Here is a 25,324-nt window from a genome sequence, read left to right as displayed (position 1 = left end):
GGACAGTGTCGGTTGTCAATTCCTGCCTACCGCTGACGACAGCCCGGCACAATCGCTTCAACGACTAGCCGATGCCGAACGGTTGGGGTTCGACCGCGGCACAGGTCGTCCCGGTCGGGGGCAGGGCCAGGTCGACCAGGTAGCGCTCGACCGCCGCCTGGACACAGGGGCTGTGCGAGTACGCGACGTGCCCCCAGCCCTGGTAGGTCAGCAGCCGTGCGGACGGCCCGAGCTGATCGGCCACCTGCTGTGCCCAGGTGTGCCCGGTCGCCGGGTCGTGCAGCGCGTTGACCAGCAGCATCGGCACCTTCGCCGGGGACAGCCGGCGCTGCGGGTTGCCCGGCGGCGCCGGCCACCCGATGCAGCCCGCGACCGCGGAGACGGCCAGCGACGAGGCGCGGACCTGCGGCGCGATCTGGAGCAGGGCGTCCAACTTCTTCCGGTACGTCGTGAAGTCGGCCACCGGCAGCGACCAGTCTCCGCAGACCACCGCGGGGAAGCTGTTCGGGGCGATGTCGATCGGCGGCACCGCCTGCCGAGCGGCGGCCGTGGGTTTGGCGGCGTCCCGCAGGTAGTGCGCGAAGGAGAACCACTGCGGGTCGTAGAACGCGCTGAACGAGGCCGAGATCAGTTCCCAGACGCCGAGTTTCTCCGGCGGGTCGTACGGGTCGACGAGGGTCCCGGCCGCCGCCCGCCGCATCAGGGCGGCCCAGAGCCCCGGGATGTCCTGTCCGCGCAGCACGCACCGGGTGTCGCGGGCACACCACTTGACGAACTCGTCGAACGAGTCCTGCACCGAGGCGGTCTCCTGGGCGAGGAACCCGTCCACGTCCACGCTGTGGTCCATCACGCTGTCCAGCACCAGCGCGCGCGAGGTGCCCGGATAGAGGTCGGCGTAGAGCTCGCCGATCAGTGAGCCGTAGGACGCGCCGAAGATGCTGATCCGCGGCTCGGCGAGCGCGACCCGCAGCGCCTCCACGTCGCGGACCACACTGGCGGTGTCCGCGTGGGAGACCACCGGCCCGCTGCGGGCCGTGCAGTCGGTGAACAGCTTGCCGTTGTAGTCGGCCAGGGCCCGGAACCCGGCCTCGGTGGTGACCAGCGGCGACGGTTTCGCGTCGATCAGGGCCTGCTCGCAGAGGACCGGGGCGCTGCGGCCCACCCCGCGCGGGTCGAGCCCGATGATGTCGAACCGTTTCCGCAGCTCGGAGGTGAAGAAGTCGGCTTCGAGGGCCAGGTTGACGGCCGAGCCGCCGGGACCGCCCGGGTTGACGATCAGGACTCCGATCCGGTGGGCCGGATCGGTCGCCTTCCGCCGGGCCATCTGCAGCTCTATCGACGGCCCTTCCGGGTCCTTCCAGTCCGCCGGGACCCGCATCACGCCGCACTGGACCTGCTCGTCCTCGGGGCAGGCCGACCAGGTGACCGCCGGTTCCGTCGCGGCCAGGGCCGGTAGGGCGGCGACCATGGGCACGGCGGTGAGAGTGAGGGCGAGGATCGCTGCCGCGATCGGCCGTCGCAAAGCTCGCAAAACCCAAATCTCCGCCCTGCACGGTGGGACTCGTCCGCGCGGCACCATCTTGGGCCTCGCTTCCACAACGATTCCGGGGAATGCCCCTTTTTGTATTATATGGGGGGATTAGTCGTCGATCTGGCATGGCAGGGTTGCAAAATGCCGACTGTCCCGCACCTGGCCGCCGTCGCCCGATTGGCCGCCGCGTCGGCCGGGGCCGTCCTGCTGACCGCCTGCTCCGCCGGCGAGCCCACCGAGCCGCCCACCGTCGATCCCGTGCCGTCGGTGTCGGCCGCCTCCACCCGGCCGGAGAGTCCCCGGACCCCGGATCTGAGCGCGGAGCCGCAGACCGTGGCGACCGGCATCAAGGTGCCGTGGGGCCTGGCCTTCCTGCCGGACGGCAGCGCGCTGGTCGCCGAGCGGCAGACCGGCGACATCTACCAGGTCCGGCCCGGCGCGGCGAAGAAGAAGGTCTACACGGTGGCCGGGGTGCAGACCGGCGGCGAGGGCGGCCTGCTCGGGCTCGCCCTCCACGACGACTGGGTTTATGCGTACTTCACCGCCGAGAACGACAATCGGATCGTCCGCTTCAAGACGACCGGCGACGGCAAGCCGGAAGTGATCTTCAAGGGACTGGACCGGGGATCGCGGCACAACGGCGGGCGGCTCGCGTTCGGGCCGGACGGGATGCTCTACGTGGGCACCGGCGACGCCGGGCGGGAACCGCAGGCACAGGACCGGAACGACCCGAACGGCAAGATCCTGCGGCTCACCCCGGAGGGCGAGGCCGCGCCCGGCAACCCGTGGCCGGGCTCACCGGTGTGGAGCATGGGCCACCGCAACGTGCAGGGCCTGGCCTGGGACGCGCAGGGGCGGATGTACGGCATCGAGTTCGGCCAGGACACCTGGGACGAGGTGAACATCATCCAGCCCGGCAAGAACTACGGGTGGCCGGAGGCCGAGGGGAAGGCCGGCGACTCGAGGTACACCGACCCGATCGTGCAGTGGCGCACCGACGACGCGTCCCCGAGCGGCGCGGCGGTCTCCGGCAGCACGCTGTACGTCGCCGCGCTCAAGGGCGAACGGCTGTGGACGGTCCCGCTCGGCGGCGGGACGTCGAAGGCGGAACTGATCGGGAGGTACGGCCGGCTTCGCACGGTCGCCGTGGCCGCCGACGGTTCGCTGTGGCTGACCACCTCGAACACCGACGGCCGTGGCGACCCGCGTAACGGCGACGACCGGATCCTCCGATTCCCGGCCCGGTGACGCGTCAGTCCTCCTTCTCCTCGCCGGCCTCCAGCGGTTTCGGCGGGTTCAGCCGCAACCAGAGCAGCATGAGCAGGCCCAGGGCGAGCATCGCCAGGCCCATCCACAGGTTGATCCGGACGCCCTGCGCCTTGTCGATCTCGGCCGGGTCGTCGAAGAGGCCGACCAGCGTGACGATCACCCCGTACGGGGTGAACAGACCGCCGATGACCGCGCGCAGATCGAAGAGCCGATTCATGGCAACCTCACCAGAAGGGGACGTAGAGGACGACGGCCAGCACCAGTGCGACGCCACCTAGCAGCACCGGGTTACGCCACCAGACCCGGTCGCCGGCGACGATCACGTCGGCGCCGGTGCTCGGCCCCGCCAGCCCGTAGACCAGGCCGCGCAGCTCGTGCTCGGGCTTGGCCGGGGTGAAGGGGGTGACCACCACGGCCACCACCACCGCCGTGAGGAACGCCGCGCCCGCACCCCAGAAGCTCTCCTCCAGGTCGGAGTTGAACGCGAAGACGCCGCCCAGATATCCGAGGTAGAGCGTCAGCGAGGCGAGGAAGCCGAGCAGCAGGGACCAGAAGCCGGCCCAGGCGGACATCCTCTTCCAGAACATGCCGACGATGAACGTGGCGAACAGCGGCGCGTTGAAGAGCGAGAACAGGGCCTGGATGTAGTTCATGATGTTGTCGAAGCCGGCCGCGATGAACGCGGTACCGATCCCGACCAGCACGCCGACGATCGTGGCGATCCGGCCGACGCGCAGGTAATAGCCGTCGGGGCGGTCCTTGCGGAGGTAGGACTGCCAGATGTCGTACGTGAAGACCGTGTTGAATCCGCTCACGTTGGCCGCCATGCCGGCCATGAACGACGCCACCAGGCCGGTCACCGCCACCCCGAGCACACCGTTGGGCAGCAGGTCTCGCATCAGCAGCGGGATCGCGTTGTTGTAGGTGAGGTCCCCCTCCTCCGCCCCCAGCCCCTGCACGGTGACCAGGGCGATCAGCCCGGGAAGCACGGTGACCGCGGGGATCAGCAGCTTCGGGAAGGCCCCGATGATCGGGGTGCGCCGGGCCGCGTTCATGTCCTTCGCACTCAGCGCCCGCTGCACCTCGGCGAAGTTCGTCGTCCAGTACCCGAACGACAGCACGAAGCCGAGCCCGAAGACGATCCCGATCCAGTTCGCGCCGAGCGGGTTGCCGGTGCTCGCCGTCTGGGAGAACGTGTGCAGCCCGGCGTCGCCGAGATCGCTCGCCCGCACCTTCTCCACCAGACCGTCCCAGCCGCCGACCTTGACCAGGCCGATCACGGTGATCGGGAGCAGACCGGCCAGGATGACGAAGAACTGCAGCACCTCGTTGTAGATCGCCGAGGAGAGACCACCGAGGGTGATGTACGACAGCACGATCGCCGCACCGATCACGATGGACAGCCAGAGCGGCCAGCCGAGCAGCGCCTGCAGGATCAGCGCCAGGGCGTAGAGGTTGACGCCGGCGATCAGCACCTGGGCGACCGCGAAGCTGATCGCGTTGAACAGGTGGGTCGGCCGGTTGAAGCGCCGCCGGAGGAACTCCGGGACGCTGCGCACCTTGGAGCCGTAGTAGAAGGGCATCATCACGATGCCGAGGAAGACCATCGCCGGCACCGCGCCGACCCAGTAGTAGTGCAGGGTCATCATGCCGTACTGGGCGCCGTTCGCGGCCATCCCGATGATCTCGAGGGCGCCGAGGTTCGCGGAGACGAAGGCGAGACCGGTCACCCAGGCCGGCATCGACCGGCCGGAGAGGAAGAAGTCGGAGCTGTCGCGGATCGCTCGCCGAGCCGCGAAGCCGACCCCCAGCACGAAGACGAAATAGATCGCCAGGATCAGATAGTCGACGAAATCCACATCGAGCCGCAGTCCGCTCATGCCGCCGCCTCCGCTGCGCTCCGGCGTCGACATGAGTAATTGACTGAGCCAGCCGATTCGCTCGCAAGCTCGCTCATGGGGCCACCTCCAGGTTCGGCCCCCGGACCTACCCGGATCGAATCTTTTTCACACGCGCTTCGAGATCAACATCTCCAGGCCGTCGAGAATGCGTTCCAGCCCGAAGCTGAGCGCCTGGTCCTGGCCGCCGCGCACGGCGATGTCGGCCAGCGCCGCGGAGATCGCCGGGAAGCGCTCCGCGTGCTCGGCGAAGGCCGTGAGAAGACCGCTCTCACCCGGCTGGACCACGATGGAGCGGACGTGCCCGGCGATCACCGCGATCAGGTCCATCCGTTCCGCGCCGCTCAACCCTTCCGGCAACCGGGCCAGCGCCACCTCCATCCAACCCAGTTCGTTCGGCCCCACCGGACGGTTTCCGGCCGTCACGTCCAGGGCCCAGGGGTGCTCCCGGTAGAGGGCGAACAGCCGCTCGGCCCAGAGGGTGAGCGTCGCCCGCCAGTCACCGGCCGACAGATCGGGTGGCGCGCTCATCGCCCGCTCCAGCATCACGGCCACCAGCTCCGACTTGCCGGGCAGATAGCGGTACAGCGCCATCTTCGTGTAGCCCACGTCGGCGGCGACCCGCTGCATCGAGACCGCGGCCAGCCCCTCCGCGTCGGCCACCGCGATCGCCGCGTCCGCGATCGCCTCCAGGGTCAGCGCCGGCTTCGGCCCACGTTTCCCACCAGGGCGTTCCTGCCAGAGAAAGTCCATGTCTTGCCCCTCTTGCCAACTGCGTCTACCGTACACAGAAATAACTGAGTCCGACGGACGCAATTTTTGGGAGCAGAGATGGACGTACTGATCTCGGGCGCGAGCATCGCCGGACCGGCCCTCGCCTACTGGCTGGGCCGCTCCGGTCACCGGCCGACGATCGTCGAGGTCGCGCCGCGGCTACGGACCGGCGGCCAGGCCGTGGACTTCCGGGGTGAGCTGCACATGGGCGTGCTCGGCCAGATGGGCGTGCTCGACGAACTGCGCGCGGTCGAGACGCACGGCAAGGCGATGCGGTTCGTCGACGAGCGCGGCGAGCGCCTGATGGAGTGGCCGGCCGAGATGGCCGGCGGTGAACTCGAAGTGCTCCGCGGCGACCTCGCCCGGATCCTCTGCTCCGCCGGCGAGGAGACCGAGTTCCTCTTCGGCGACCGGATCGCCGCGATGGAGGAGACCCCGGACGGCGTCGACGTCACTTTCGCCTCCGGCAAGCAGCGCACGTTCGACCTGGTGGTCGGTGCCGACGGGGTGCACTCCGGGGTGCGGCGGCTGGCGTTCGGGCCGGAGGAGCGCTTCGTCAAGCACCTCGGTTACTACGTCGCCACGTGGCCGATCGCGAACGAGTGGGACCTGGACCCGTCGTACCTGATGCACAACGCGCCCGGGTTGATGATCAGCGTCGGCGCCGACCACAAGGACCCGTTCCAGGCCGGCGCGTTCGCCGCGTTCGCGTCCCCCGCGCTGCGTTACGACCGGCACGATCAGGACGAGCAGAAGGCGATCCTGCGCGAACGCTTCGCCGGCATGGGCTGGCTCGCCCCGCGCCTGCTGGCCGAGCTGGACAAGGTCGACGACCTCTACTTCGACCAGATCTGCCGGGTCGACGCTCCGGAGTGGACGCGCGGCCGGATCGCGCTGCTCGGCGACGCGGCCTGCGGCGCCACGATCGGCGGCCAGGGCACCGGCACCGCGATCGTCTGCGCCTACGTCCTGGCCGGCGAACTCGCGGCGGCCGGCGGTGACCACCGCGTCGCGTTCCCGCGTTACGTGCGGCGGATCTCGCGCTTCGCCCGCGGCACCCAGCAGGGCGGCGACACGACCGGCCGGTTCCTCGCCCCGCGCACCGCCCGCGGCATCCGCCTCCGCAATTACCTCAACAACCAGGAGTGGTTCCTGAACTTCACCTTCAAGATCGCCTCAGGGCGCGCGACCGCTCTCCAGCTGCCGGACTACCCCTTTTAAAACAGTCCGCGGTACGACCTACGCGCCCCGCCCCCAGCCCTCGCGGGCCAAGTCACGCATCCCGGGGCCCGGCGTGTCACCTGCGCGAGACGCCGGGCGTCCCCCTCAGCGAAGCGCTCCGACCGCCTCCGGAGTGACCTCGGTGACCGCACCGACCACCAGTGCCGCCTGCGCGAGCGCGTCCGGCGCCGGCGGATAGACCCCGTGCGGAACGGCGATCACGGCCAGCCCGGCCGCCCCGGCGGCCCGCAGCCCGTTGCTGGAGTCCTCGACCGCCGCGCAGACCTCGGGCGTGAGGCCGAGCTTGGCGACCGCGGTGAGATAGACGTCCGGAGCGGGCTTGCCCCGGGCCACCTCCTCGGTCGACAGGGTGACCTCGAACTCCCCGGTCAGCCCGGCGGTCTCGAGGACCTGGTCGATCAGGATCCGGGCGGAGGAACTGGCCAGCGCCAGCCGGTACCGCTTCCCGAGCGCCCGGACCGTCTCCACCGCACCCGGGATGAGCGGCAGCGACTCCCGGTAGCGAGCGGCCATCCGGCCCAGCACGTCCGCCGCCACCCGGGCGGCCGGGAGCGGGACACCCACCTCATCGGCGAGGTGACCGGACCACTCGGCGGTGCTCATGCCCATCATCCGGTCCTGGCTGTCCGGCAGGAACTCGCGGCCGTGCTCGGCCACGTACGCCCGGCGGACCTCCTCCCAGACCTCCTCGGTATCGATGATCACGCCGTCCAGGTCGAAGACGACCGCCTCGATCGTCACAGCGCCTCCGCCACGGGCCGCGGGTTCACCCGGGTGGGCGCGAGCCTGGCGGCGCCGTCCGGCCGGATGCGGTGCGAAATGCGGAGCCCGAGTCTCATCACGGCACAAACCCTACCGCCTTCGTACGGACGGTGACCGCAGCCGACCGAGCCCGGCCAAGCCGTGGAGACGAAGATCATCCACCGTTCCGATGAGTTGCGGGCAGGTTGCGGCCCGGTAGCTTCGTGCGCAAGCACCGCACCGACCAGTGGGAGCCGCCACTCATGCCCGTCCCACCACTCCGACCGTCGTCACCGTCCGTAAGCGTTGTCATCCCGTCCGGGACGACGGCGCTGCCGGTCCTGCTCGCCGCCCTGCCCGCGGTCGCCGAGGTGATCGTGGTGGTCGGCCGGGACGACGACACCACCGCGGTGACGACCCGCGCCACCCGGGTGATCCGGCAGACCCGCACCGGCGTCGGCAACGCGCTGGCCTGCGGGGTCGCCGCGAGCACCGGCGACATCGTGGTCACCCTGCCCGGGGACGGCTCGTGCGACCCGGCCGAACTGCCCCGCTACCTCCAGGCGCTGCGCGACGGCGCGGACGTGGTCCAGGGCTCCCGCTTCCACGGCGAGGGGCGGGACCTGTCCGGCGCGCGGACGTCCCGGGCCGTCGCGCGGATCGTGCTCTGGTTCATGGCGGTGCTCTTCGGCTGCCGCCGCAGCGACCCGGGCTCCGGATTCCGGGCGTTCTGGCGGGACGTGGCCGGGGCGGTCGGCCTGCCCCGCGTCTCCGGGATCGATCCGGTGCGCGGCGACGGTGCGGAGATCGAGCCGCTGCTGACCGTCCGGGCCGGGCGCAACGGGCTGTTCGTGACCGAGGTGCCGGCGGTGGCGTACCCGCCCACCGCGCCGGCCGCCCGGGCCGGGCTGGCCGACTCCGTGTGGGCCCTCCTCACCGAGCACTTCGCGCTGCGCCGGGCGGTCCGGGAGGCCGAAACCGGCAGCATCGTGGTGCTGACCGGGCGGAAGGCGGAGATCGCCGAGCCGGACGTGCTGGGTCGCACCGGCACCGACGCCGGACTGATCAACTCCGGTCCCCGCCCTCGCGCCGCGACGGCCGGACACGCGGGTTCCGCCCAGCCTCCCGCCGGGCCCCGGACCGGTACGGGCTCCCTGCCGACCGGTCACTGGCCGGCGAGCAACCCACGGCACGACTCACCGGAGCGCGACCGCGTCACCGAGCCCGGCCTGCGACGCACCAGCCTGGACCTGGACCGGCGGCAGGGGTCGCGGCGCCCCGGCGGACACGTCGCGGACGAGCCGGAGCGCACCCCGGAGGACCCGGCCATGATGCGCCGCCAGTGGCGGGACAACGGCGGGGCGAACCGTGCGCCGGGCGAGGCGCGGCAGCGGCTACAGGTTCGGCCGAACCTGCGGGTGATCAACGGCGAAGGAAGCGGGAGCGGATCCCGTACCGGCAGATTGCGCGCCGTCTCCCCGGACGACCCGCACGAATAGGCGAACCGGAGCCTGGCCGCCCGGCCGGAGCCGGGCGGCGGGTCAGGTCAGGACCGGTCCCGCAGGCGGGGCAGGATCTCCGTCGAGTAGAGGCGCAGGAAGCGCTCCTGGTCGGGCCCCGGTGCGTGGAAGACCAGGTGGTTGAAGCCCATGTCGAGGTACTCCGTGACCTTGGCGGCGTGCTCCTCCGGGTCGGAGGAGACGATCCAGCGGGTCGCGGTCCGCTCCACCGGCAGGGCGTCGGCCAGGCGCTGCATCTCGACCGGGTCCTCGACGCCGGTCTTCTCCTCCGGGGAGAGCGCGAGCGCACCCCAGTAGTGGGTGTCGTTGCGCGCCCGGTCGAGATCGTCGTCGAAGGAGACCTTGACCTCGATCATCAGGTCCAGGTCGTCGATCTTGCGGCCGGCCTTCTCAGCGCCCTCGCGGACCGCGGGCAGCAGCGTGTCGGTGTAGAGCGGGTGGCCCTTGCCGCTGGTGGTGATGAAACCGTCGGCGATCCGGCCGGCCAGCCGGGTGGCGGCCGGACCGGAGGCGCCGATGTAGATCGGCACCGGCTGCGCGGGCTTGTCGTAGATGGTGGCGTTCTCGGTCTTGTAGAACTGGCCCTCGTAGGTCACCCGGTCCTCGGCCCACAGCTTCTGGATCAGCAGGACCGCCTCCTTGAGGCGGGCGAAGCGCTCCTTGCCGTCCGGCCACCGTGTGCCGAGCGGCACCTCGTTGAGCGACTCGCCGGAGCCGACGCCGAGCACGGCGCGGCCCGGCGCGAGGCAGCCGAGCGTGGCGAAGGCCTGGGCGACCACGGCGGGGTGGTAGCGGAAGGTCGGCGTCAGGACGCTGGTGCCGACCAGGACCCGCTCGGTGCGCGCGGCCAGCGCACCGAGCCAGGGCAGCGCGGCCGGCGCGTGGCCGCCGTCGTGGCGCCACGGCTGGAGGTGATCACTGACGAAGACCGAGTCGAAGCCGAGCTCCTCGGCGAGGATGCCGTACTTGAGCAGTTCAGCCGGCGCGAACTGCTCCGCCGACGCCTTGTACCCGAACCGAATCATGAAAGTCACCCTAGCCCGCCGCGCGGTACGCCCTACCCGCCTCGGTGGGGCTGTCTCCGTCCCGGTAGAGCCCGAAGTCGACGCTGTCCCCCACGGCCGGCAGCCCGAACCACGCGTAACGCTCGACGTACCGGCGCTTCTGCAGACCGGCCGTGGCGCCCTTGATGAACGTGACCTTCTGCGCGTCACTCGGGTACCTCGGTGAGCCGGAGAAGTTCATCAGGCCGAACTCGGTGATCCAGATCGGCTTGCCGTAACGCTTGTGCACCGCGTCGACGTAGCCGAGGAACTGGCCGACCGAGGCGGCGCTGAAGTCCGAGCCGTACCAGTGCAGCGCGATCGCGTCGACCCGCAGCCCCTTCGACCGCGCCCCGGTCATGAACCGGTCGAGCCAGCCGCCCGCGGTGTCCCCACCGAACGCGACCGCCGGGCTGACCAGGCGCATCCCGGTCGCCTCCAGCCGCGGCCAGGCGGCCAGGGCCTCCTCGACGCTCATGTTCGCCTGCCCGGCCATGTCGGGCTCGTTGAAGCCGAGCAGCACGTCGCCCTCGGCCTTCGCCTGCTTCAGGGTCGCGCCGGTGAGGTTCTGTCGGCCCCAGATCATCGGGACGAACTCGACACCGGCCGGGCCGGGGATCTCGTTGTTCTGCGCGGCCCAGTCGTAGTACCAGCCGGCACCGACGTCCTCGAGCGCCGCCTTGGCGCCGGTGAACCTCCAGACACCGACGCCCTTCTTCGCCGTCTTCCCGGCGGTGGGCACCGCGGCGGCCGGGGACGGCGAGGTCCGGCGCGGAGTGGGCGACGCACTGGCCGGGGCCGGCGCCGAGGACGGCGGGGTGGTGACGATCGGGGGCGGTGCGGCCACGGCGGCCGGATCGTTCTGACCGTTCAGCTCGAGGGCGGCGACCCCTCCCCCGCCGGCGACGCCCACCGTCAGCGCGGTGACCAGTACCTTCTGCATCACGCTCAGGCCGGTCTTGGCGGCGACGACCTTGCCGGGCCAGGCCGTGGCACCGGTCCTCAGCCCGGCGGCGAACGTCGGCGCGGGCACGATCAGGGCCATGCCGGCCAGCAGCCGTTCCGCCGCGACCAGGTCGTGCCAGGCCGGGGCGCAGAGCCGGCAGTCCCGGGTGTGCCGGGCGATCCGCTTGCGCCACAGCGCGCTGGGCCGCTGGTCCCACGGCTCGATCAGCACCGCAAGCTCCGGGCAGAGCGGGCCGCGGTGCAGCGCCCGGACCACCGCCCGGGCCGTCTCCAGCTGAGCCTTCATCCGCTGGATGCGGACCGCCGCGTGCTGGCGGCCCAGCCCGCTGCCCTCGACGATCTCGTCGCGGGTCAGCTCGCCGGAGGCCTCCAGCCACCAGAGCGAGAGCAGCTCGCGGTTCTCGTCGTCCAGCCACCGGGTCGCCTCGGCGGTCTCCCGGCGCTGGCCGGACAGCTCCAGGCGGGTGATCGCCAGGTCGGTGAAGTCCGCACCCGGGTCACGCAGGTCGGCGTCGAGCGGGGCGGCCGGGGCGGCCTGCCGGTCGCGGAACCGGTCGCGCACCTGACGCATCGTGATCGCCACCAGCCAGGAGCGGAACGCCTCGGGCTCGCGCAGCTCACCGAGGTTGCGCAGGACGCGGAGCATGGTCTCCTGCACCACGTCGTCGACGTCCGCGTGCCCCTCCAGCGCCCGGCCCACGATGGTGTAGACGAGCGGGAGGTAACCGGCGACGAGCCGGTCCACCGCGACCGGGTCGCCGGCCCGCGCGGCGACCACCGTGGCGGTGTCGGGTTGATTCGCCATCTGTCCTGCCTTTCTTCCGGCGCCGGGCGCCAGGAGGGGAGACGGGCGCGGGGACCATGGATAACACGAATCGGCCGCGCGATGTCATCGCACGGTTAGCCGACGGATCGATCGGGCACAGAAATCGCGGGCGGGTGTCGGTCCGGCAATCCGCACGTGGAAATATTTGCTGTACAACAAATAAGCAGCCGGAGAGGAGCCAAGGTGTCCGACCGACCGGTCCCCGTCGGCGCGCTGCTGCGTGCCGCGCCGCCCGACCGTCTGCCCGAGGTGGTCGCGGACCTGCTACGCCGGCACTTCGCGGCCGGTCACGTCGAGGTGCTGGTCACCGATCTCACCCTGCGAAGACTCGCGCCGCTGCTCGCCTCCGACGGGCCGGACACCTCGCCGGGCGCGATGCGCTGCCTGGGCAGCCAGCGGGTGGGCACCGAGACCGACATCGGCGGCCGGGCCCGGCTGCACCTGCCGCTCTCCTGCTGGGGTGAGCGGCTCGGAGTGCTCCAGGTCGATCTGGAGGGCCGGCCCGAGCCCGAGGAGGCCGAGCAGCTGCGGGCCGTCGCGGACGAGCTTGCGGTGGCGCTGCGCGCGGCCGACCGGCTGACCGACCGGTACCGGCGGGCGCAATCCCAGGAGCGGCTCACCATGGCCGCCGAACTCCAATGGGACCTGCTGCCCGGCCGGTCGCTCGGGGACGAGCGGTTCCAGCTGGCCGGTCAGCTCGAACCGGCGTACGACGTACGCGGTGATCACTACGACTGGGCGTTGAACGGCGACCGGCTGACCCTCACCGTGCTCAACGGTGCCGGGGAGGGCCTGGACGCGGCGCTGCTCACGGTGATCGCGGCGAACGCGATGCGCAACGCCCGGCGCCGTGGGGCGGACCTCGTCGAGCAGGCCGAGCTCGCCTCGGACGCGCTGCACGCCCGGTACGACGGCGGCCTGCACGCCGCCACCCTGCTGCTGGAGATCGACCTGGTCGGCGGCTGGGTGGACGCCGTCGACGCCGGCTCCCCGCACTGCCTGATCGGCCGGGGCAGCGAGATCAGCCAGGTCCGGCTGGAGCAGCAGCTGCCGCTCGGCATGTTCGGCGAGGCGCGCTACGAGATCGAGCGATTCCGGCTCGAGCCCGGCGACCGGATGCTCGTGGTCAGCGACGGCGTGCACGCGGCCACCGCCGGCGGCACCACCACCTTCGGAGAATCCGCCCTGATCACGGCGTTGCGCCGGACTCGGTTACAGCCTCCCGCCGAGGCTCTCGGTACGGTGATGCGCAGTCTGCGTGACTTTCACGCCGGCACCGAGCCGGAGGACGACGCGGTCATGGTCTGCCTGGATTGGCGCCGTTGACCGGTTTGCGGCGACCGCCGGTGGGGTAGTGAGCAATTTTTTGAACACGTCCATGATTCACGACAGGAACCTCATGGAGCACGCCACCGATGTCGCCGCGGCCGTCGAGTCGTCGGTGGAGTCGCTGGTGGCCGTCCTCGAACAGGCCCGGCTCGCACGGACCCCGGCGATCCCGCCCGCCCAGTTGCGCGTGCTGACCATCGTCGCGGAGAACCGGCACACCAACATGAGCCGCCTCGCCGAGGCCCTGAACGTGGTGCCGTCGTCGGCCAGCCGGCTCTGCGACCGCCTGGAGGCGACCGGGCTGCTGCGGCGGGTGGCCGACCCACGGGACCGCCGCGAGGTGCGCCTGCTGCTCACTCCGGCCGCCGGCCGGCTGCTCAGCGAGCTGAGGGAACGCCGCCGGGCCGCGCTCACCGACGTGCTGGAGCGGATGCCGGTCAGCGCGCGACAGGATCTGGTCCGGGCCCTGCGCGCGTTCGAGGCGGCCGCCACAGTCGTGCCGGCCGACAGCGATCTCCGGACCGCCTGACCGATACGCTGGCCCGATGCGTTTCGGCATCGTGATTCTTCCTGATCAGCGCTGGTCCGAGGCCGCTCGGCGGTGGCGGCTGGCCGAGGAGTACGGCTTCGACCACGCCTGGACCTACGACCACCTGGGCTGGCGCGACCTGGTCGACGGGCCGTGGTTCGACGCGGTGCCGACCCTGACCGCGGCCGCGATGGTGACCGAGCGGATCCGGCTCGGCACATACGTCGCCACGCCGAACTTCCGGCACCCGGTGCGCTTCGCCCGGGAGACGACCACGCTGGACGACATCTCCGGCGGCCGGCTGCTGCTCGGGCTGGGCGCGGGCGGGATCGGATTCGACTCGGCGGTGCTGGGCGGCGACGAGCTGAGCCCGCGCGCCCGGGTGGACCGGTTCGCCGAGTTCCTGGAGCTGTTCGACACGATTCTGCGGTCGCCGTCGACGACCTGGTCCGGGTCGTACTTCGCCGCCGTCGACGCGCGCAGCACCCCGGGACCGGTGCAGCAGCCCCGGCCGCCGTTCGTGGTCGCCGCCAACGGGCCGCGCGCGCTGCGGCTCGCCGCCCGTTACGGCGACGGCTGGGTCACCACCGGCCCGCAGGCCGAGACCACGAAACAATGGTGGTACGAGGTGACCGAGATCCGGGACCGTTTCGAGGCCGCCTTGGCGGCCGCCGGGCGAGCCCCGGAAACGGTGGACCGATACCTCAATCTGGACTCGGCACCGGTGTTCTCGATGAGCAGTGTGGATGCGTTCCAGGAAGCCGTCGGGCGGGCAGCCGAGCTGGGATTCACCGACGTGATCACGCATTGGCCGCGGCAGTCCAGTTGGTATGCGGGCGAAGAGAAGGTACTGGAAGAGGTGGCCGCCGGGCTGCCGCGCCTGCGCACGACTATTTGAAACCATCCAATCTGGACTCCGAGCGCAATTCCCCCGGGGGTCAGCGTCCATGCACCGCCCGATAGGCGTTGCTGACCTCCTGCGGAATGCGGCCCCGCTCGGAGATTTTGTGCCCGTTGCTGATGGCCCACTCGCGGATCAGCCGGTTCTCGTCGCGGGAACCGGCGGTGCGGGCAGGAGCGGCACCGCGCGCCGGGATGCGCCCGGAAGCGGTCCGGCCCAGCCTCGTTCCCGCGTTGATGTACGGATCCAGAGCCTTACGCAGCTTTCCGGCATTGGCCTCGGAAAGGTCGATCGTGTAGCTGACTCCGTCGAGACTGAACTCGACGGTGCGATCCGCCTTCTTGCCGTCCAGATCGTCGATCAGGGTGGTGATTACCTGCCGCGCCATAACGACTCCCGAGAGAAATAAATCGCCCGCGCACAGTCTGGCCCCCGAACCGCATCCGGCGCAACTCCCCGGCACGATCCGGCAATTCTTCGGTCCAGTTGCCAGGTCACTTATCAGAATTGGCCGCGGGTATTCGGCGGCGAATCGAAGAGAAAGCCCGGTTGGCCCCGGCCGGGGTCTCACGTTAGGGTCTGCGCCATGCAGGACGAGCGTGCCGCCTGGCTGGCGCATCACCGCCTGGCCGTGGCCGGCCGTGCCGCCGCGCAGGAGGCCGGGCGCGACGCCGAGGCGCGGCAGGCAGTGACGTTGCTCGAAGACTTCGTCCGCCGGGCCGGCGAGCAAGGGCTGCCCCCACATCCGCTGCGCGCCCGCAGTTACGACGGCCGCCGGTCCTACCGGACCCGGGCTCGCGGGTGGTACCTGAAGTCGAACAAATCCGTCGCGGCCGGCGAGGGCGGGGAGTACTACGTGCTGACCGTGCCGGCCTCACTGCGCGCCCGATTCACCGGCGCCGAGCTGTCACCGAGCACGCCCCGGCTGATCGTCGGGGCCGGCGGCGGTGACGGCGAGCCGGTTCCCCTGGAGCAACTGCTGGAACGCCGCCTGAAAGCAGGAGTCCGCTGGCCGTGACGCGTCGCCGCTTCTTCCCCCTCGTCGTGGCCGCCTCCCTGGCCGTTCCGGCCGTGCCCGCCGCGGCCGCCGGGAAAGCCGAGATCCCCTGTCCGCACCCGAAGATCGCCAAACCGAGCGCTCCGCCCCGCCCGGTCCCGCCCGCCGACGACGCCGAGGCCCTGACGGTCGGCGGCGACGCGCTGGCCACCCACGGGCTGATCGTTCCGGACGGCGCGAAGCGGCCGCCGGCGGTCACCGCGACCACCTGGATCGTGGCCGACCTGGACACCGGCGAGGTGCTCGGCGCGTGCGGGCCGCACGTCTACCAGACCCCGGCCAGCGTGCAGAAGACGCTGCTGGCGGCCACCGCGATCGACAAGCTCGACCCGAACCGGAAAGTCAAGATCGTCAAGAGCGACCTGGACATCGAGGTGAACAGCTCGGCGGTCGGGATCGTGGTCGGCGGCACCTATCAGATCTCCACGCTCTGGCTCGGCCTGCTGCTCAACTCCGGCAACGACGCGGCCAACGCCCTCGCCCGGATGGCCGGCGGCGGTGGACCGGACGGCGTCGCCACGACGGTGGCGGCGATGAACGCCAAGGCCGCGGAGCTCGGCGCTTTCCAGACCCACGCGGTCACGCCGTCCGGATTGGACGGAAAGGGGCAGTTCACCAGTGCGTACGATCTCGCGCTGATCGCCCGCGTCGACTTCGCCAACGCCGACTTCCGCAAATACGTGCTCACCAAGAGCGCGCAGATGCCCGCCCAGAAAACCCCCAAGGTCGGCGGCTTCCAGTTCCAGAACGAGAACAAGCTGATCTACAACTACCCCGGCGCGATGGGCGGCAAGACCGGGTTCACCACGATCGCCCGGCACAGCTACGTGGGCGCGGCCCAGCGCAACGGGCGGCGCCTGGTGGTCACCCTGCTCGGCGCGGAGGCACGCCCGATGCGCGGCTGGCAGCAGGGCGCGGCGCTGCTCGACTGGGGATTCGCCCAGCCCGCCGGCTCCTCGGTGGGGCACCTGGTGACCCCGGAGGAGGTGGCGGCGTCAGCCCGGGCGAGGACCGCCACCACGGAGAAGGCGACCGCGGGCGCGTCCGGCATCGCCGCGAGCCCGGCGCCCAAGTCTCGCGGGCTGGCGCTGCTCGCCGCCGGGACGGTAGCGGTCGTGCTGGCCGCGATGCCGCTCCTGCTGCTGCTCACCCAGCGCCGTCGCCGCCGGATCTCCGAGAAGTAGACCACCGGCCGGCGACCCGACTCGTCACGCGGCGATCAGGCCGAACACCCAGATCACCGCGATGCCCAGCGCGGCGGCGAACTCCACCAGCAGGGACAGCCCGACCGCGGCCAGCGCCCGGCGGGTCGAGGGCCACGCCTGATCGATGCCCAGCCGGGCGGCCTCCATCGCGTAGATGCCCAGCAGGAAACCGAGCAGCAGCCCGACCACCGGGACCACGAAGAAGCCGATCAGCCCGAGCACCCCGCCGACCAGCAGGCTCGGCGTCGGCACCCCGGACTCCTTGAGCTTGCGCCCCGGCCACAGGAACTTGACCACCAGGCCGAACCCGGCGATCACCGTGGCCAACGCCAGGACCAGCCATTTCACCGCCGTCCCGGCGTCCGACAGCAGCACCCAGAGCAGCACCCCGGACCAACTCAGCAGCAGCCCGGGAACCACCGGGAGGATCACCCCGAGCACCCCGGCGGCGATCAGCACCCCGGCGAGAACGTTGACGGCCGTACCGCTGTCGCTCAGTTCCATGCGGCCACCCTGCCGCACCGGCTGAAAACCCTCAACCGGACTCGCGGCCCGCCGATCGACTCGGGCAATGCGGAGGCCCGCCCGGATTCTCAAGCAACCGTAGGGCAACTGTGCGTGACCTTTTCCCGCACCCTCGCGACCTCAAAGTTTCTCCCTGTCAGCCGGTGCCCATCCGCCAACGGGCGCCGACAACAACCGGGGGAATCGACATGACCAGCACCGTGACGACCGCTGCCGACCGTGCCGCCGACACCGCTTCCGCGATGCCGGTCCTGTCCTCCGCCGAGCAGGAGGAGTTGATCCGGACCCACATGCCGCTCGTCGGCCACCTGGTCCGCGACATGCTCACCCGGATCCCGAACCACATCCACCGCGACGACCTGACCAGCGCCGGCCTGCACGCCCTGGTCACCGCCGCCCGGGGCTGGGACGCGGAGCGCGGGGTCCCGTTCCACCGCTTCGCCGGCACCCGGATCCGCGGCGCGCTCCTGGACGAGCTGCGCGCGCTGGACTGGGCGACCCGCTCGGTGCGGTCCAAGGCCCGCAGCACCGACACCACCCGCCAGAGCCTGACCACCAGCCTGGGCCGCACGCCGACCCCGGAGGAGCTCGCTCAGGCGCTCGGCACCACCACCGCCGACCTGCACCAGACGGACAACGACGTGCAGCGCGCGACGGTCCTGTCGCTGCAGGGCTTCACCACCAGCGGGGCCGACGACCTGGTCACCGAGCGCAACCCGGGGCCGGAGGAGATGCTCCTGCGCCGCGAGCAGATCGGCTACCTGCACCACGCGATCGGCTCGCTGCCGGACCGGCTGCAGACCGTGGTCACCGAGTACTTCCTGCAGGAGCGCCCGATGGCGGAGATCGCCAAGGACCTCGGCGTCACCGAGTCCCGCGTCTCGCAGCTGCGCGCCGAGGCCCTCTCCCTGCTCCGGGACGGCCTGAACACCCACCTCGACCCGGAGCTGGCCCCGGTCCCCAACAACCCGGACAGCATCACGGCCCGCCGCCGCGCGTCGTACTACGCCACCATCGCGAACAACACCTCCATGCAGAGCCGGCTCGCGATGACCAACAGCAACGGTCACACCGCCATCGGCCGCGGTTTCCGGCCGGCCGCCTGATCTCGGGTCGCGCGAAGGGGCTCGGCGTTCTCGGACGCCGGGCCCCTTTTCCCGTACGCAGATATCGTCAGTTTATGGGCGATTTCGTAGTGGCCCCCGCCAGCGTCGCCGACATGGGGTTGATCGCGGACTGGGCCGCCGCCGAGGGCTGGAATCCCGGCCTCGGCGACGAGCGGCTGTTCTTCCCGGTCGACCCGGAGGGTTTCCTGATCGGCCGGCTGGACGGCCGGCCGGTGTCGTCGATCTCGGCGATCCGCTACGGCGTCGGCCACGGCTTCATCGGCCTTCACCTGACCGTCCCCGAGCAGCGCGGCCTCGGCTACGGACGGCGCACCTGGCAGGCCGGCCTGCAGCGGCTCACCAACCGCAACGTCGGCTTCGACGGCGCGGTCACCCGGCGGGGCAGATACCGCGAATCGGGCTTCCGGCACTACTGGGACACGCACCGCTTCCGCGGCGTCGCCCGGGTGGACGGCGCTCCGGCCGGCACCGCGGTGGTGGACGCCCGGCAGCTCGGGTTCGACCGGCTGACCGCATACGACCAGCGCTTCTTCCCCACGGACCGGTCCACCTTCCTGGCGCTCTGGATCTCCGCGCCGCGCCGTCGCGCCCTCGCCGCGATCCGCGACGGCGCACTGGTCGGCCTCGGCGTACGTCGCCCGGCCGGTGACGTGTTCCGGATCGGCCCGCTCTACGCCGACTCCCCCGGCACCGCCAGGCTCCTGCTGGAGGCGCTCACCTCCGGCGACGAGGACGACCGCCCGGACGAGATCATCCTCGACGTGCCCGACCTCAACCGGGACGGCATCGCCCTGGCCGAGCAGGCCGGCCTGACCCCGATCTTCGAGACGGCCCGGATGTACACCGGCGACCGCCCGGAAATCGACGTCGACGGAATCTATTCGGTGGCCAGCCTGGAGCTGGGCTGAGCAGTTTCCACCCATACCAGGCGCTTTATTCGCCCATCCACGGCTCGCGACCCTCAACGACCGCGGCGATCTCCTCACCTGTCGAAATTCAAAATCCCTTCCCGGCCAACCGCAGCCGACCCCGGGTCGCGGCGCGCGGCAGTGGCCGCTGGAGCACCGGTCTCGCGCGAGACCGGCACGGCAACGAGGCCGCGAGGCCTGCCTACGGGACTCCACAGGTCGTACCAGGGAATGGGGATTTTGACCCTGTTGCCGGTCACCCTCGAAATGACCGACATTGACACCGGCCGGGATGGGACTCGATGCGACAGTGACGACCAGCCACACTCGCCCGGCTGGTCGTCACGGTCGCTGAGGAGGGCGCGTCAGGCGAGGGAGGAGAGGACCGCGGGAAGCGGGGCCGTGTGCACGATCCCCAGCCGCTGGGTGGCCCGGGTCACCGCGACATAGAGATCGGACATCCCACGCGGACTCTCCGCGATGATCTCGTCCGGGCAGATGACCAGGACGGAGTCGAACTCCAGGCCCTTCGCCTGCCGCACGGTCATCAGGACGACCTGGTTGCGCAGATCCGGCTGCTCCCCCACGGCCGCACCGGGAACGGCGGCGACGAGCGCGGCCCCCAGCGACGGCTCCAGCCGCGCCGGGACGAGGACCCCGACGCGACCCGGCTCCATCGCGGCGGCCTCCTTCCGGACGTCCGCGATCAGCTCCTCGGCGAGCACGCCGGCGGGCACCTGCCGCGCCCACGGATTGACCCCGGCCGACCGGACCGAGCGGGGCGGCTTCACCCCGGAGCCGACCTCGGCCAGCACATCCGCCGCGACGGCCATGACCTCGGCCGGCGTCCGGTAGTTGACGCTGAGTTCGACCAGGCGCCAGCGCTGGCCGACGTACGGCTCGAACACCTGCTCCCAGGTCGTGCTCCCGGCCGGCTCGGACGTCTGGGCGACGTCGCCGACCGCCGTGATCGACCGGCTCGGGCAGCGACGCATCAGCAGCCGCCACGCCATCGGCGACAGCTCCTGCGCCTCGTCCACGATGACGTGCCCGAACATCCAGGTGCGGTCGGCCGCGGCCCGCTCCGCGGCGGTCCTGGTGTCGGCCTCCTCGTGCCGCTCGACGAACGAGCTCGCGTCGACCACGTCGATCGCGGAGAGAATCTCCTCCTCGACGTCCTCGAAGTCCAGCGACCTGGAGCCCTCGACGATCTCCAGCACGCCCTCGGCGTACTCGATCGCGGCCTCCCGCTGCCGGGCCTGCTCCCGCTTCTTGAGGGTGTCGTCGACGCCGAGCAGCTCGGCCAGCTCGTCGAGGAGCGGCACGTCCGCCGGGGTCCACCCGGCCGACCGGTCCCGCAACAGCGACGCCGGCAGCCCCGCCGACTCCAGCCGGCCGGCGTCGGTGAGCAGGTCGCGCAGCACCTGCCGGGGCGTGAGCACCGGCCAGAAGTCGAAGAGCGCCTGCTGCACGTCGATGTCCTCGCGCAGCTCCCGCCGGGTCTCCGCGAGATCCGCCGCGGAGAGCAGGTTCTCCCCGCCCAGCGGGTCGGCCCCGATCCGCTCCGCGATCTGCTGGGAGAGCACGTGGATCGCCTCGGTCACGAAGACCGCCCGGGCCACGTTGTGCGGCCGCCCCGACTTGCGCGCCGCGGCCCGCGCGTCCTCCACCACCGCGCGCTCGATCCGCAGCGGGTAGCCGTCGTGGTCGATCTCGACGAAGTCGTCCGGCACCGTCTGCCGGTCGGCGACCGCGTTCTCCAGCGCCGGGAGCATGAGCCCCAGATCGCCCTTGAGCGCGGCGACCTCGTCCGGATCGGTGCCCCGGGCGCGCACCCCGGGGAACAGGTCGCCGAGGGTGGCGAGCAGCACGCCGGTCTCCGCGAGCGACGGCAGCACCTGTGAGATGTAACGCAGGAACGTGGTGTTCGGGCCGAGGATCAGCACGCCGGACCTGGTGAGCTGCTGGCGGTACGTGTAGAGCAGGTACGCCGCCCGGTGCAGCGCCACCGCGGTCTTACCGGTGCCCGGCCCGCCCTGCACGACCAGCGCCCCGGCCAGCCCGGACCGGATCACCTCGTCCTGCTCGGCCTGGATGGTCTCGACGATGTCCCGCATCCGGCCGGTGCGGTTCGCGGTGAGCGCGGAGAGCAGGGCGGCCTCGCCGGTCACGTCCTCGCGCCCGCTCCCGTCGCCGACGGCCAGGTCGAGGACCTCGTCGTCGATGCCGGTGAGCGTCCGCCCCCGGGTCCGCAGGTGCCGCCGCCGGGTGACCCCGTCCGGGTTGACCGCGGTGGCGAGGTAGAACGCCCGGGCCGCCTGGGCCCGCCAGTCGACCAGAAGCGGATCCTGGTCACGGTCCTCGGCGAAGAGCCCGATCCGGCCGATGTAGCGCGGATGATCCGCGGAAAAGTCGAGTCGGCCGAAACAGAGACCGTTCTCGACGGAATTCATCTGAGCGAGCTGCTCAGCGTAGTGGGCGCGGGTCGCCTCGCGCTGGGTGCGGCCCTGCGGCGTGCCGCCGGCCTCCAGCAGGATCGCCTTGAGCCGGCTGTCGGCCTGCTCACGTAGCTGATCGAGCCGCTGGTAGAGCGCGGTCAAGTACGCCTGCTCAGAATCGATGTCGGCGTCCGAGCTTGACAAAATCGCCCCTTTTCGTGCTATCATTCCGGCCGCTGGCAACCAATGAAAATTGGTTGCCTTTTCTGTTTACGGCAAACGACCAGAATAGCGGAAGCCTCGCGGGTTACGGGCCGGGCGGCAACTGTCTGGAAGCCGTCATGGACACGCCGGGGCCGTTACGTGCGACGGTGTGCCGGGATTAACCCGGTCATGGACATCAACCACCCGTACCGGCGGCTCGCCGGCCTCGCTCTCGCCGCGGTCGCCGTCCTCGGTGTCACCGCCGGCTGCTCGGGCGACGACGCACCGGCGGCCGGCGCCGCCGCGGCTGCCGCCGGTGGCCCGGAGCCGAAGACCATCGACGGTGCGAAGGCCGCCGCGCAGACCGTGTTCGACCGGTTCAGCGGCGGCGACTTCGCGGGCGCGTGGGAGTTGTACACCGCCGCCGGCAAGCAGGCGATCAGCAAGGACGACTACGTCAAGCTCAACCAGGCGTGCTCCCGCAAGGGGCTGGCGATCCAGCTCACGAGCGCCCGGATGGACGGCACCGACAAGGCCGTCGTGATCGCCAAGCAGCTGGTCGCGGCCCAGTCGTACACCATGGTCTACGAGGGCGACGCCTGGAAGCTGGAGCCGGCCCCGGAGGGTCTCAAGCTCTACAAGATGGGCGCCGCCAAGGCGATCGCGGCCCAGAAAAAGGCCGGGACCTGCGCGAACAACTGAGGCACGGGTCGGGGCCCACCACGAGGCGCGGCGGGCCCTTGACCGTGTCGGACCTAGGCGGCTCTCGGCAGGCCGTCCGGGCTGGTGAGGGCCAGGCGGGTGCGCAGCGTGCCCCGGCTGGCGATCCGTTCGTAGTACGCCGCCCGGCGCCGGGCCACGCAGCCCTCCTTCGGCGGGTTCTCGGCGGCGAGCGCCGGGTCCAGGTGGGTGTTCAACCCGTCCCGCAGCAGCACCAGCGCCTCGGCGCGCAGCTGCGACACCCGGGACTCACTGACTCCCAGCTCGCTGGCGATCTCGGCCATCGGGCGCTCGCCGAAGAAGTAGCCCTCGACGACCACGCGCAGCCGGTCCGGCAGGGCGTCCACGGCGTGCCGCAGGTAGCCGAGCCGCTCCCGGCGGATCAGCATCTCCTCCGGGCCGGCCCCCGGCTCGGTGACGATGTCGTCGGCGGTGGCGGTCGCGAAGCCCTGCAGGCTGAACACCGCGGCACGCTGCACGTCGTCCGCGGCGTGCTCGACGTCCTCGACCGTGCAACCGAGCCGATCGGCCAGCTCCCGCACGGTCGGCGTACGGCCGAGCTCAGCGGTCAGCTCCTCACGGGCCGAGTCGGTCCGGCGGGCGCGCTGGCGGACCGAGCGGCTCGCCCAGTCCAGCCCGCGCAGCTCGTCGAGCAGGGCACCGCGCACCCGGGCGGCGGCGAAGCGTGGGAACGGGACACCCCGCTCCTTGTCGAATCCGCGCGCCGCGGCGACCAGGGCCGCGTAGCCGGCCGACAGCAGGTCGTCCCGGTTGACGTGGGCGGGGACCCGGACAAGCATCTCGCGGACCAGGTGCCCGACAAGCGGCATGTTGGCTCGCACGATGTCCTCTTGACGCCGGTCGACGGCAGGTGTTTCACCGCTCATCAGGGGTCTCCTCAGTACCGGCCGGAGTGGGGGCGTCCGGCGCTGAGGAAAAATCTCTGCGATGTTGAGTGCGTCCCGGTTCGATGCCGGGTGCAGAGTGGTTGCCACGGGTGAGCAGTAGGATTGATCTCCAACTGACCTACGGAGTTACCCCCTTAATGACATCGTTCATCGAGCTAGGCGTCCCGGCCGTACTGTCCGGCGCGCTCGCCGCTCTCGGCATCACCACACCGTTCCCGATCCAGGCGGCCACGCTGCCGGACTCCCTCGCCGGGCGTGACCTGCTCGATCCGGGAAGACGTACGCGTTCGTGCTGCCCGTGGTGGCCCGCCTGGCCTCGGTGAAGGCGCCACGCCGGCCCGGCCGCCCGCGCGCCCTGATCCTGGCGCCGACCCGCGAGCTGGCCACCCAGATCGAGGCCACGCTGCGCCCGCTCGCCGAGGCGATGGGCCTGCGCACCCTCACCGTCTTCGGCGGGGTCGGCGCGAACCCGCAGATCACCGCGCTCCGCAACGGGGTGGACGTGCTGGTCGCCTGCCCGGGCCGGCTGGACGACCACATCCGCAACGGGCACGCGTCGCTGGACGCCGTCGAGATCACCGTGCTGGACGAGGCCGATCACATGGCCGACCTGGGGTTCCTGCCGGTGGTCCGGCGGCTGCTCGGACAGACCCCGGCCAGCGGTCAGCGCCTGCTCTTCTCGGCGACCCTGGACAACGGGATCGACGTGCTGGTCCGGCAGTTCCTCCGGAAGGCGGTCACCCACCACGTGGACTCGGCCGCGCAGGCGCCCGTCGAGATGGACCACCACGTGCTGCACATCGACCCGGACGACCGGTTCCCGGTGCTGGTCGAGCTGCTCGCGGCGCCCGGCCGGTCGGTGGTCTTCACCCGGACCAAGCGGCGCGCCAAGGTGCTGACCCGCCAGCTGGTCACGGCCGGGGTTCCGGCTGTCGAGCTGCACGGCAACCTGGCGCAGAACGCGCGCAACCGGAACCTCTCGGCGTTCTCCGACGGGACCGCGGGCACCCTGGTCGCCACCGACATCGCGGCGCGCGGCATCCACGTCGACGATGTGACGTTGGTCATTCACGCGGACCCGCCGGTGGAGCACAAGGCGTACCTGCACCGGTCCGGCCGGACCGCGCGGGCCGGGGCGCGCGGCACGGTGATCACCCTGATGACCGACGATCAGCAGTCGGACGTGCGGGACCTGACGCGTAAGGCGGGCATCCGGCCGGTCACCCGGCGGGCCCGTCCGGGAGACGCGCTGCTGGCGGAGCTGGCGCCGGGCGAGCGGATGTTCGTCGCCCCCACCCAGCCGCAGGCCGCACCGCAGCAGACCCCCGGGGAGGGCGGCGGGCGCCGTAACGGGCGCCGTCGCGGCGGCTCCTCGGAGCGCGCCGGCCGGCCGGCGGCCTCGGCCACCGACGCCCCGGCGACCGGCTCGGGACGATCGGCGACCGGACGCCCGGCGGCTTCGGAGAAGCCGGCCGCGAGGCGGCGCAGCGGCGCGGAGAGCGGCACGGGACAGCGGTCCGGCGCCGGCTCCGGCTCACCGCGGGCGGCTTCGCCCGCCCCGCGCACCGGTTCCGGCGGTACCCGGTCCGCTTCCGGAACGCCCCGGTCCGGACAGGCCAGGACGACCCGTTCCGGTACGCCGCAGCCCCGTCCCGCCGCGGGC

General features: G+C 71.6%; 22 protein-coding genes and 1 pseudogene. 12 read left to right on the top strand and 11 right to left on the bottom strand.

The genetic code is table 11. From position 1 onward, the window contains the following. Positions 1 to 64 precede the first annotated feature (64 nt). On the bottom strand, positions 65 to 1,468 hold the full coding sequence (locus tag CHC09_RS29380) for an alpha/beta hydrolase (protein ID WP_244911614.1): 1,404 nt from the start codon (positions 1,466 to 1,468) through the stop codon (positions 65 to 67). Positions 1,469 to 1,672: 204 nt separating this feature from the next. On the opposite strand from CHC09_RS29380, the gene CHC09_RS29375 reads away from it, so the two are divergent. Next, positions 1,673 to 2,779, top strand: coding sequence for a PQQ-dependent sugar dehydrogenase (locus tag CHC09_RS29375; protein ID WP_089296470.1), 1,107 nt, complete (start codon positions 1,673 to 1,675; stop codon positions 2,777 to 2,779). A 4-nt stretch (positions 2,780 to 2,783) separates the two neighbouring features. Here CHC09_RS29375 and CHC09_RS29370 read toward each other — a convergent pair whose 3' ends face one another. From CHC09_RS29370 to CHC09_RS29360, 3 genes are all read right to left on the bottom strand, one after another. Beyond that, on the bottom strand, positions 2,784 to 3,017 hold the full coding sequence (locus CHC09_RS29370; protein ID WP_089296469.1) for a hypothetical protein: 234 nt from the start codon (positions 3,015 to 3,017) through the stop codon (positions 2,784 to 2,786). A 7-nt stretch (positions 3,018 to 3,024) separates the two neighbouring features. Next, positions 3,025 to 4,680, bottom strand: coding sequence for a sodium:solute symporter family protein (locus CHC09_RS29365; protein WP_089296468.1), 1,656 nt, complete (start codon positions 4,678 to 4,680; stop codon positions 3,025 to 3,027). A 126-nt stretch (positions 4,681 to 4,806) separates the two neighbouring features. Beyond that, a complete protein-coding gene (locus CHC09_RS29360) occupies positions 4,807 to 5,451 on the bottom strand; it encodes a TetR/AcrR family transcriptional regulator (protein ID WP_089296467.1) in 645 nt (214 codons plus the stop codon). A 78-nt stretch (positions 5,452 to 5,529) separates the two neighbouring features. Here CHC09_RS29360 and CHC09_RS29355 point away from each other — a divergent pair, with 78 nt between their 5' ends. Next, positions 5,530 to 6,693, top strand: coding sequence for an FAD-dependent monooxygenase (locus CHC09_RS29355; RefSeq protein WP_089296466.1), 1,164 nt, complete (start codon positions 5,530 to 5,532; stop codon positions 6,691 to 6,693). A gap of 105 nt (positions 6,694 to 6,798) precedes the next feature. Here the strand turns inward: CHC09_RS29355 and CHC09_RS29350 are convergent, their stop codons facing one another. Then, positions 6,799 to 7,455: an HAD family hydrolase gene (locus tag CHC09_RS29350; protein ID WP_089296465.1), complete on the bottom strand. Its 657-nt coding sequence runs from the start codon at positions 7,453 to 7,455 to the stop codon at positions 6,799 to 6,801. A 263-nt stretch (positions 7,456 to 7,718) separates the two neighbouring features. On the opposite strand from CHC09_RS29350, the gene CHC09_RS29345 reads away from it, so the two are divergent. Then, positions 7,719 to 8,954: a glycosyltransferase gene (locus CHC09_RS29345; RefSeq protein ID WP_143232642.1), complete on the top strand. Its 1,236-nt coding sequence runs from the start codon at positions 7,719 to 7,721 to the stop codon at positions 8,952 to 8,954. Positions 8,955 to 9,001: 47 nt separating this feature from the next. Here CHC09_RS29345 and fgd read toward each other — a convergent pair whose 3' ends face one another. After that, positions 9,002 to 10,000 carry a glucose-6-phosphate dehydrogenase (coenzyme-F420) gene (fgd, locus tag CHC09_RS29340; protein ID WP_089296536.1) on the bottom strand — a complete coding sequence of 333 codons (999 nt, stop codon included), beginning with the start codon at positions 9,998 to 10,000 and terminating at the stop codon, positions 9,002 to 9,004. Positions 10,001 to 10,010: 10 nt separating this feature from the next. Beyond that, positions 10,011 to 11,789 carry a sigma-70 family RNA polymerase sigma factor gene (locus CHC09_RS29335; RefSeq protein WP_089296463.1) on the bottom strand — a complete coding sequence of 593 codons (1,779 nt, stop codon included), beginning with the start codon at positions 11,787 to 11,789 and terminating at the stop codon, positions 10,011 to 10,013. Between the two features lie 204 nt (positions 11,790 to 11,993). Between CHC09_RS29335 and CHC09_RS29330 the strand changes: the two genes are divergently transcribed. From CHC09_RS29330 to CHC09_RS29320, 3 genes are all read left to right on the top strand, one after another. Further along, positions 11,994 to 13,136, top strand: a complete 1,143-nt coding sequence (locus tag CHC09_RS29330) for a PP2C family protein-serine/threonine phosphatase (RefSeq protein WP_089296462.1) — start codon at positions 11,994 to 11,996, stop codon at positions 13,134 to 13,136. A gap of 73 nt (positions 13,137 to 13,209) precedes the next feature. Continuing rightward, entirely contained in the window at positions 13,210 to 13,668 is a 459-nt protein-coding gene (locus CHC09_RS29325) for a MarR family transcriptional regulator (RefSeq protein WP_089296461.1), read from the top strand. A 16-nt stretch (positions 13,669 to 13,684) separates the two neighbouring features. Continuing rightward, entirely contained in the window at positions 13,685 to 14,566 is an 882-nt protein-coding gene (locus tag CHC09_RS29320; protein WP_089296460.1) for an LLM class flavin-dependent oxidoreductase, read from the top strand. A 40-nt stretch (positions 14,567 to 14,606) separates the two neighbouring features. Here CHC09_RS29320 and CHC09_RS29315 read toward each other — a convergent pair whose 3' ends face one another. After that, complete coding sequence (locus CHC09_RS29315) at positions 14,607 to 14,957, bottom strand: histone-like nucleoid-structuring protein Lsr2 (protein WP_089296459.1); 351 nt, start codon at positions 14,955 to 14,957, stop codon at positions 14,607 to 14,609. Between the two features lie 198 nt (positions 14,958 to 15,155). On the opposite strand from CHC09_RS29315, the gene CHC09_RS29310 reads away from it, so the two are divergent. Continuing rightward, positions 15,156 to 15,587, top strand: coding sequence for a hypothetical protein (locus CHC09_RS29310; RefSeq protein ID WP_089296458.1), 432 nt, complete (start codon positions 15,156 to 15,158; stop codon positions 15,585 to 15,587). Then, the gene (locus CHC09_RS29305) at positions 15,584 to 16,810 is read left to right on the top strand and encodes a D-alanyl-D-alanine carboxypeptidase family protein (RefSeq protein WP_089296457.1); all 1,227 of its coding nucleotides are present in this window, start codon (positions 15,584 to 15,586) and stop codon (positions 16,808 to 16,810) included. Before CHC09_RS29310 ends, CHC09_RS29305 begins: the two co-directional genes overlap by 4 nt. A gap of 24 nt (positions 16,811 to 16,834) precedes the next feature. Here the strand turns inward: CHC09_RS29305 and CHC09_RS29300 are convergent, their stop codons facing one another. Further along, positions 16,835 to 17,335 (bottom strand): DUF456 domain-containing protein, encoded by a 501-nt coding sequence (locus CHC09_RS29300; protein ID WP_089296456.1) that lies wholly within the window; start codon positions 17,333 to 17,335, stop codon positions 16,835 to 16,837. A gap of 209 nt (positions 17,336 to 17,544) precedes the next feature. On the opposite strand from CHC09_RS29300, the gene CHC09_RS29295 reads away from it, so the two are divergent. Continuing rightward, the gene (locus CHC09_RS29295; protein ID WP_089296455.1) at positions 17,545 to 18,462 is read left to right on the top strand and encodes a sigma-70 family RNA polymerase sigma factor; all 918 of its coding nucleotides are present in this window, start codon (positions 17,545 to 17,547) and stop codon (positions 18,460 to 18,462) included. A 74-nt stretch (positions 18,463 to 18,536) separates the two neighbouring features. Next, the gene (locus CHC09_RS29290; protein ID WP_089296454.1) at positions 18,537 to 19,391 is read left to right on the top strand and encodes a GNAT family N-acetyltransferase; all 855 of its coding nucleotides are present in this window, start codon (positions 18,537 to 18,539) and stop codon (positions 19,389 to 19,391) included. 365 nt (positions 19,392 to 19,756) lie between these two features. Here the strand turns inward: CHC09_RS29290 and CHC09_RS29285 are convergent, their stop codons facing one another. Next, on the bottom strand, positions 19,757 to 22,057 hold the full coding sequence (locus CHC09_RS29285) for a HelD family protein (protein ID WP_089296453.1): 2,301 nt from the start codon (positions 22,055 to 22,057) through the stop codon (positions 19,757 to 19,759). A gap of 165 nt (positions 22,058 to 22,222) precedes the next feature. Here CHC09_RS29285 and CHC09_RS29280 point away from each other — a divergent pair, with 165 nt between their 5' ends. Then, entirely contained in the window at positions 22,223 to 22,735 is a 513-nt protein-coding gene (locus CHC09_RS29280; protein WP_089296452.1) for a hypothetical protein, read from the top strand. A 53-nt stretch (positions 22,736 to 22,788) separates the two neighbouring features. On the opposite strand, the gene CHC09_RS29275 is transcribed toward CHC09_RS29280, so the two are convergent. Beyond that, positions 22,789 to 23,640 carry a sigma-70 family RNA polymerase sigma factor gene (locus CHC09_RS29275; protein WP_089296451.1) on the bottom strand — a complete coding sequence of 284 codons (852 nt, stop codon included), beginning with the start codon at positions 23,638 to 23,640 and terminating at the stop codon, positions 22,789 to 22,791. Positions 23,641 to 23,798: 158 nt separating this feature from the next. On the opposite strand from CHC09_RS29275, the pseudogene CHC09_RS29270 reads away from it, so the two are divergent. Continuing rightward, positions 23,799 to 25,144 (top strand): annotated as a pseudogene (locus CHC09_RS29270) (DEAD/DEAH box helicase); the annotation flags it as partial. Positions 25,145 to 25,324 lie beyond the last annotated feature (180 nt).

This window comes from Actinoplanes regularis (assembly GCF_900188005.1).
Lineage (GTDB): Bacteria > Actinomycetota > Actinomycetes > Mycobacteriales > Micromonosporaceae > Actinoplanes > Actinoplanes regularis.
Note: the sequence above shows the minus strand (reverse complement) of the source record. Positions and strands in the feature narration are given on the sequence as shown.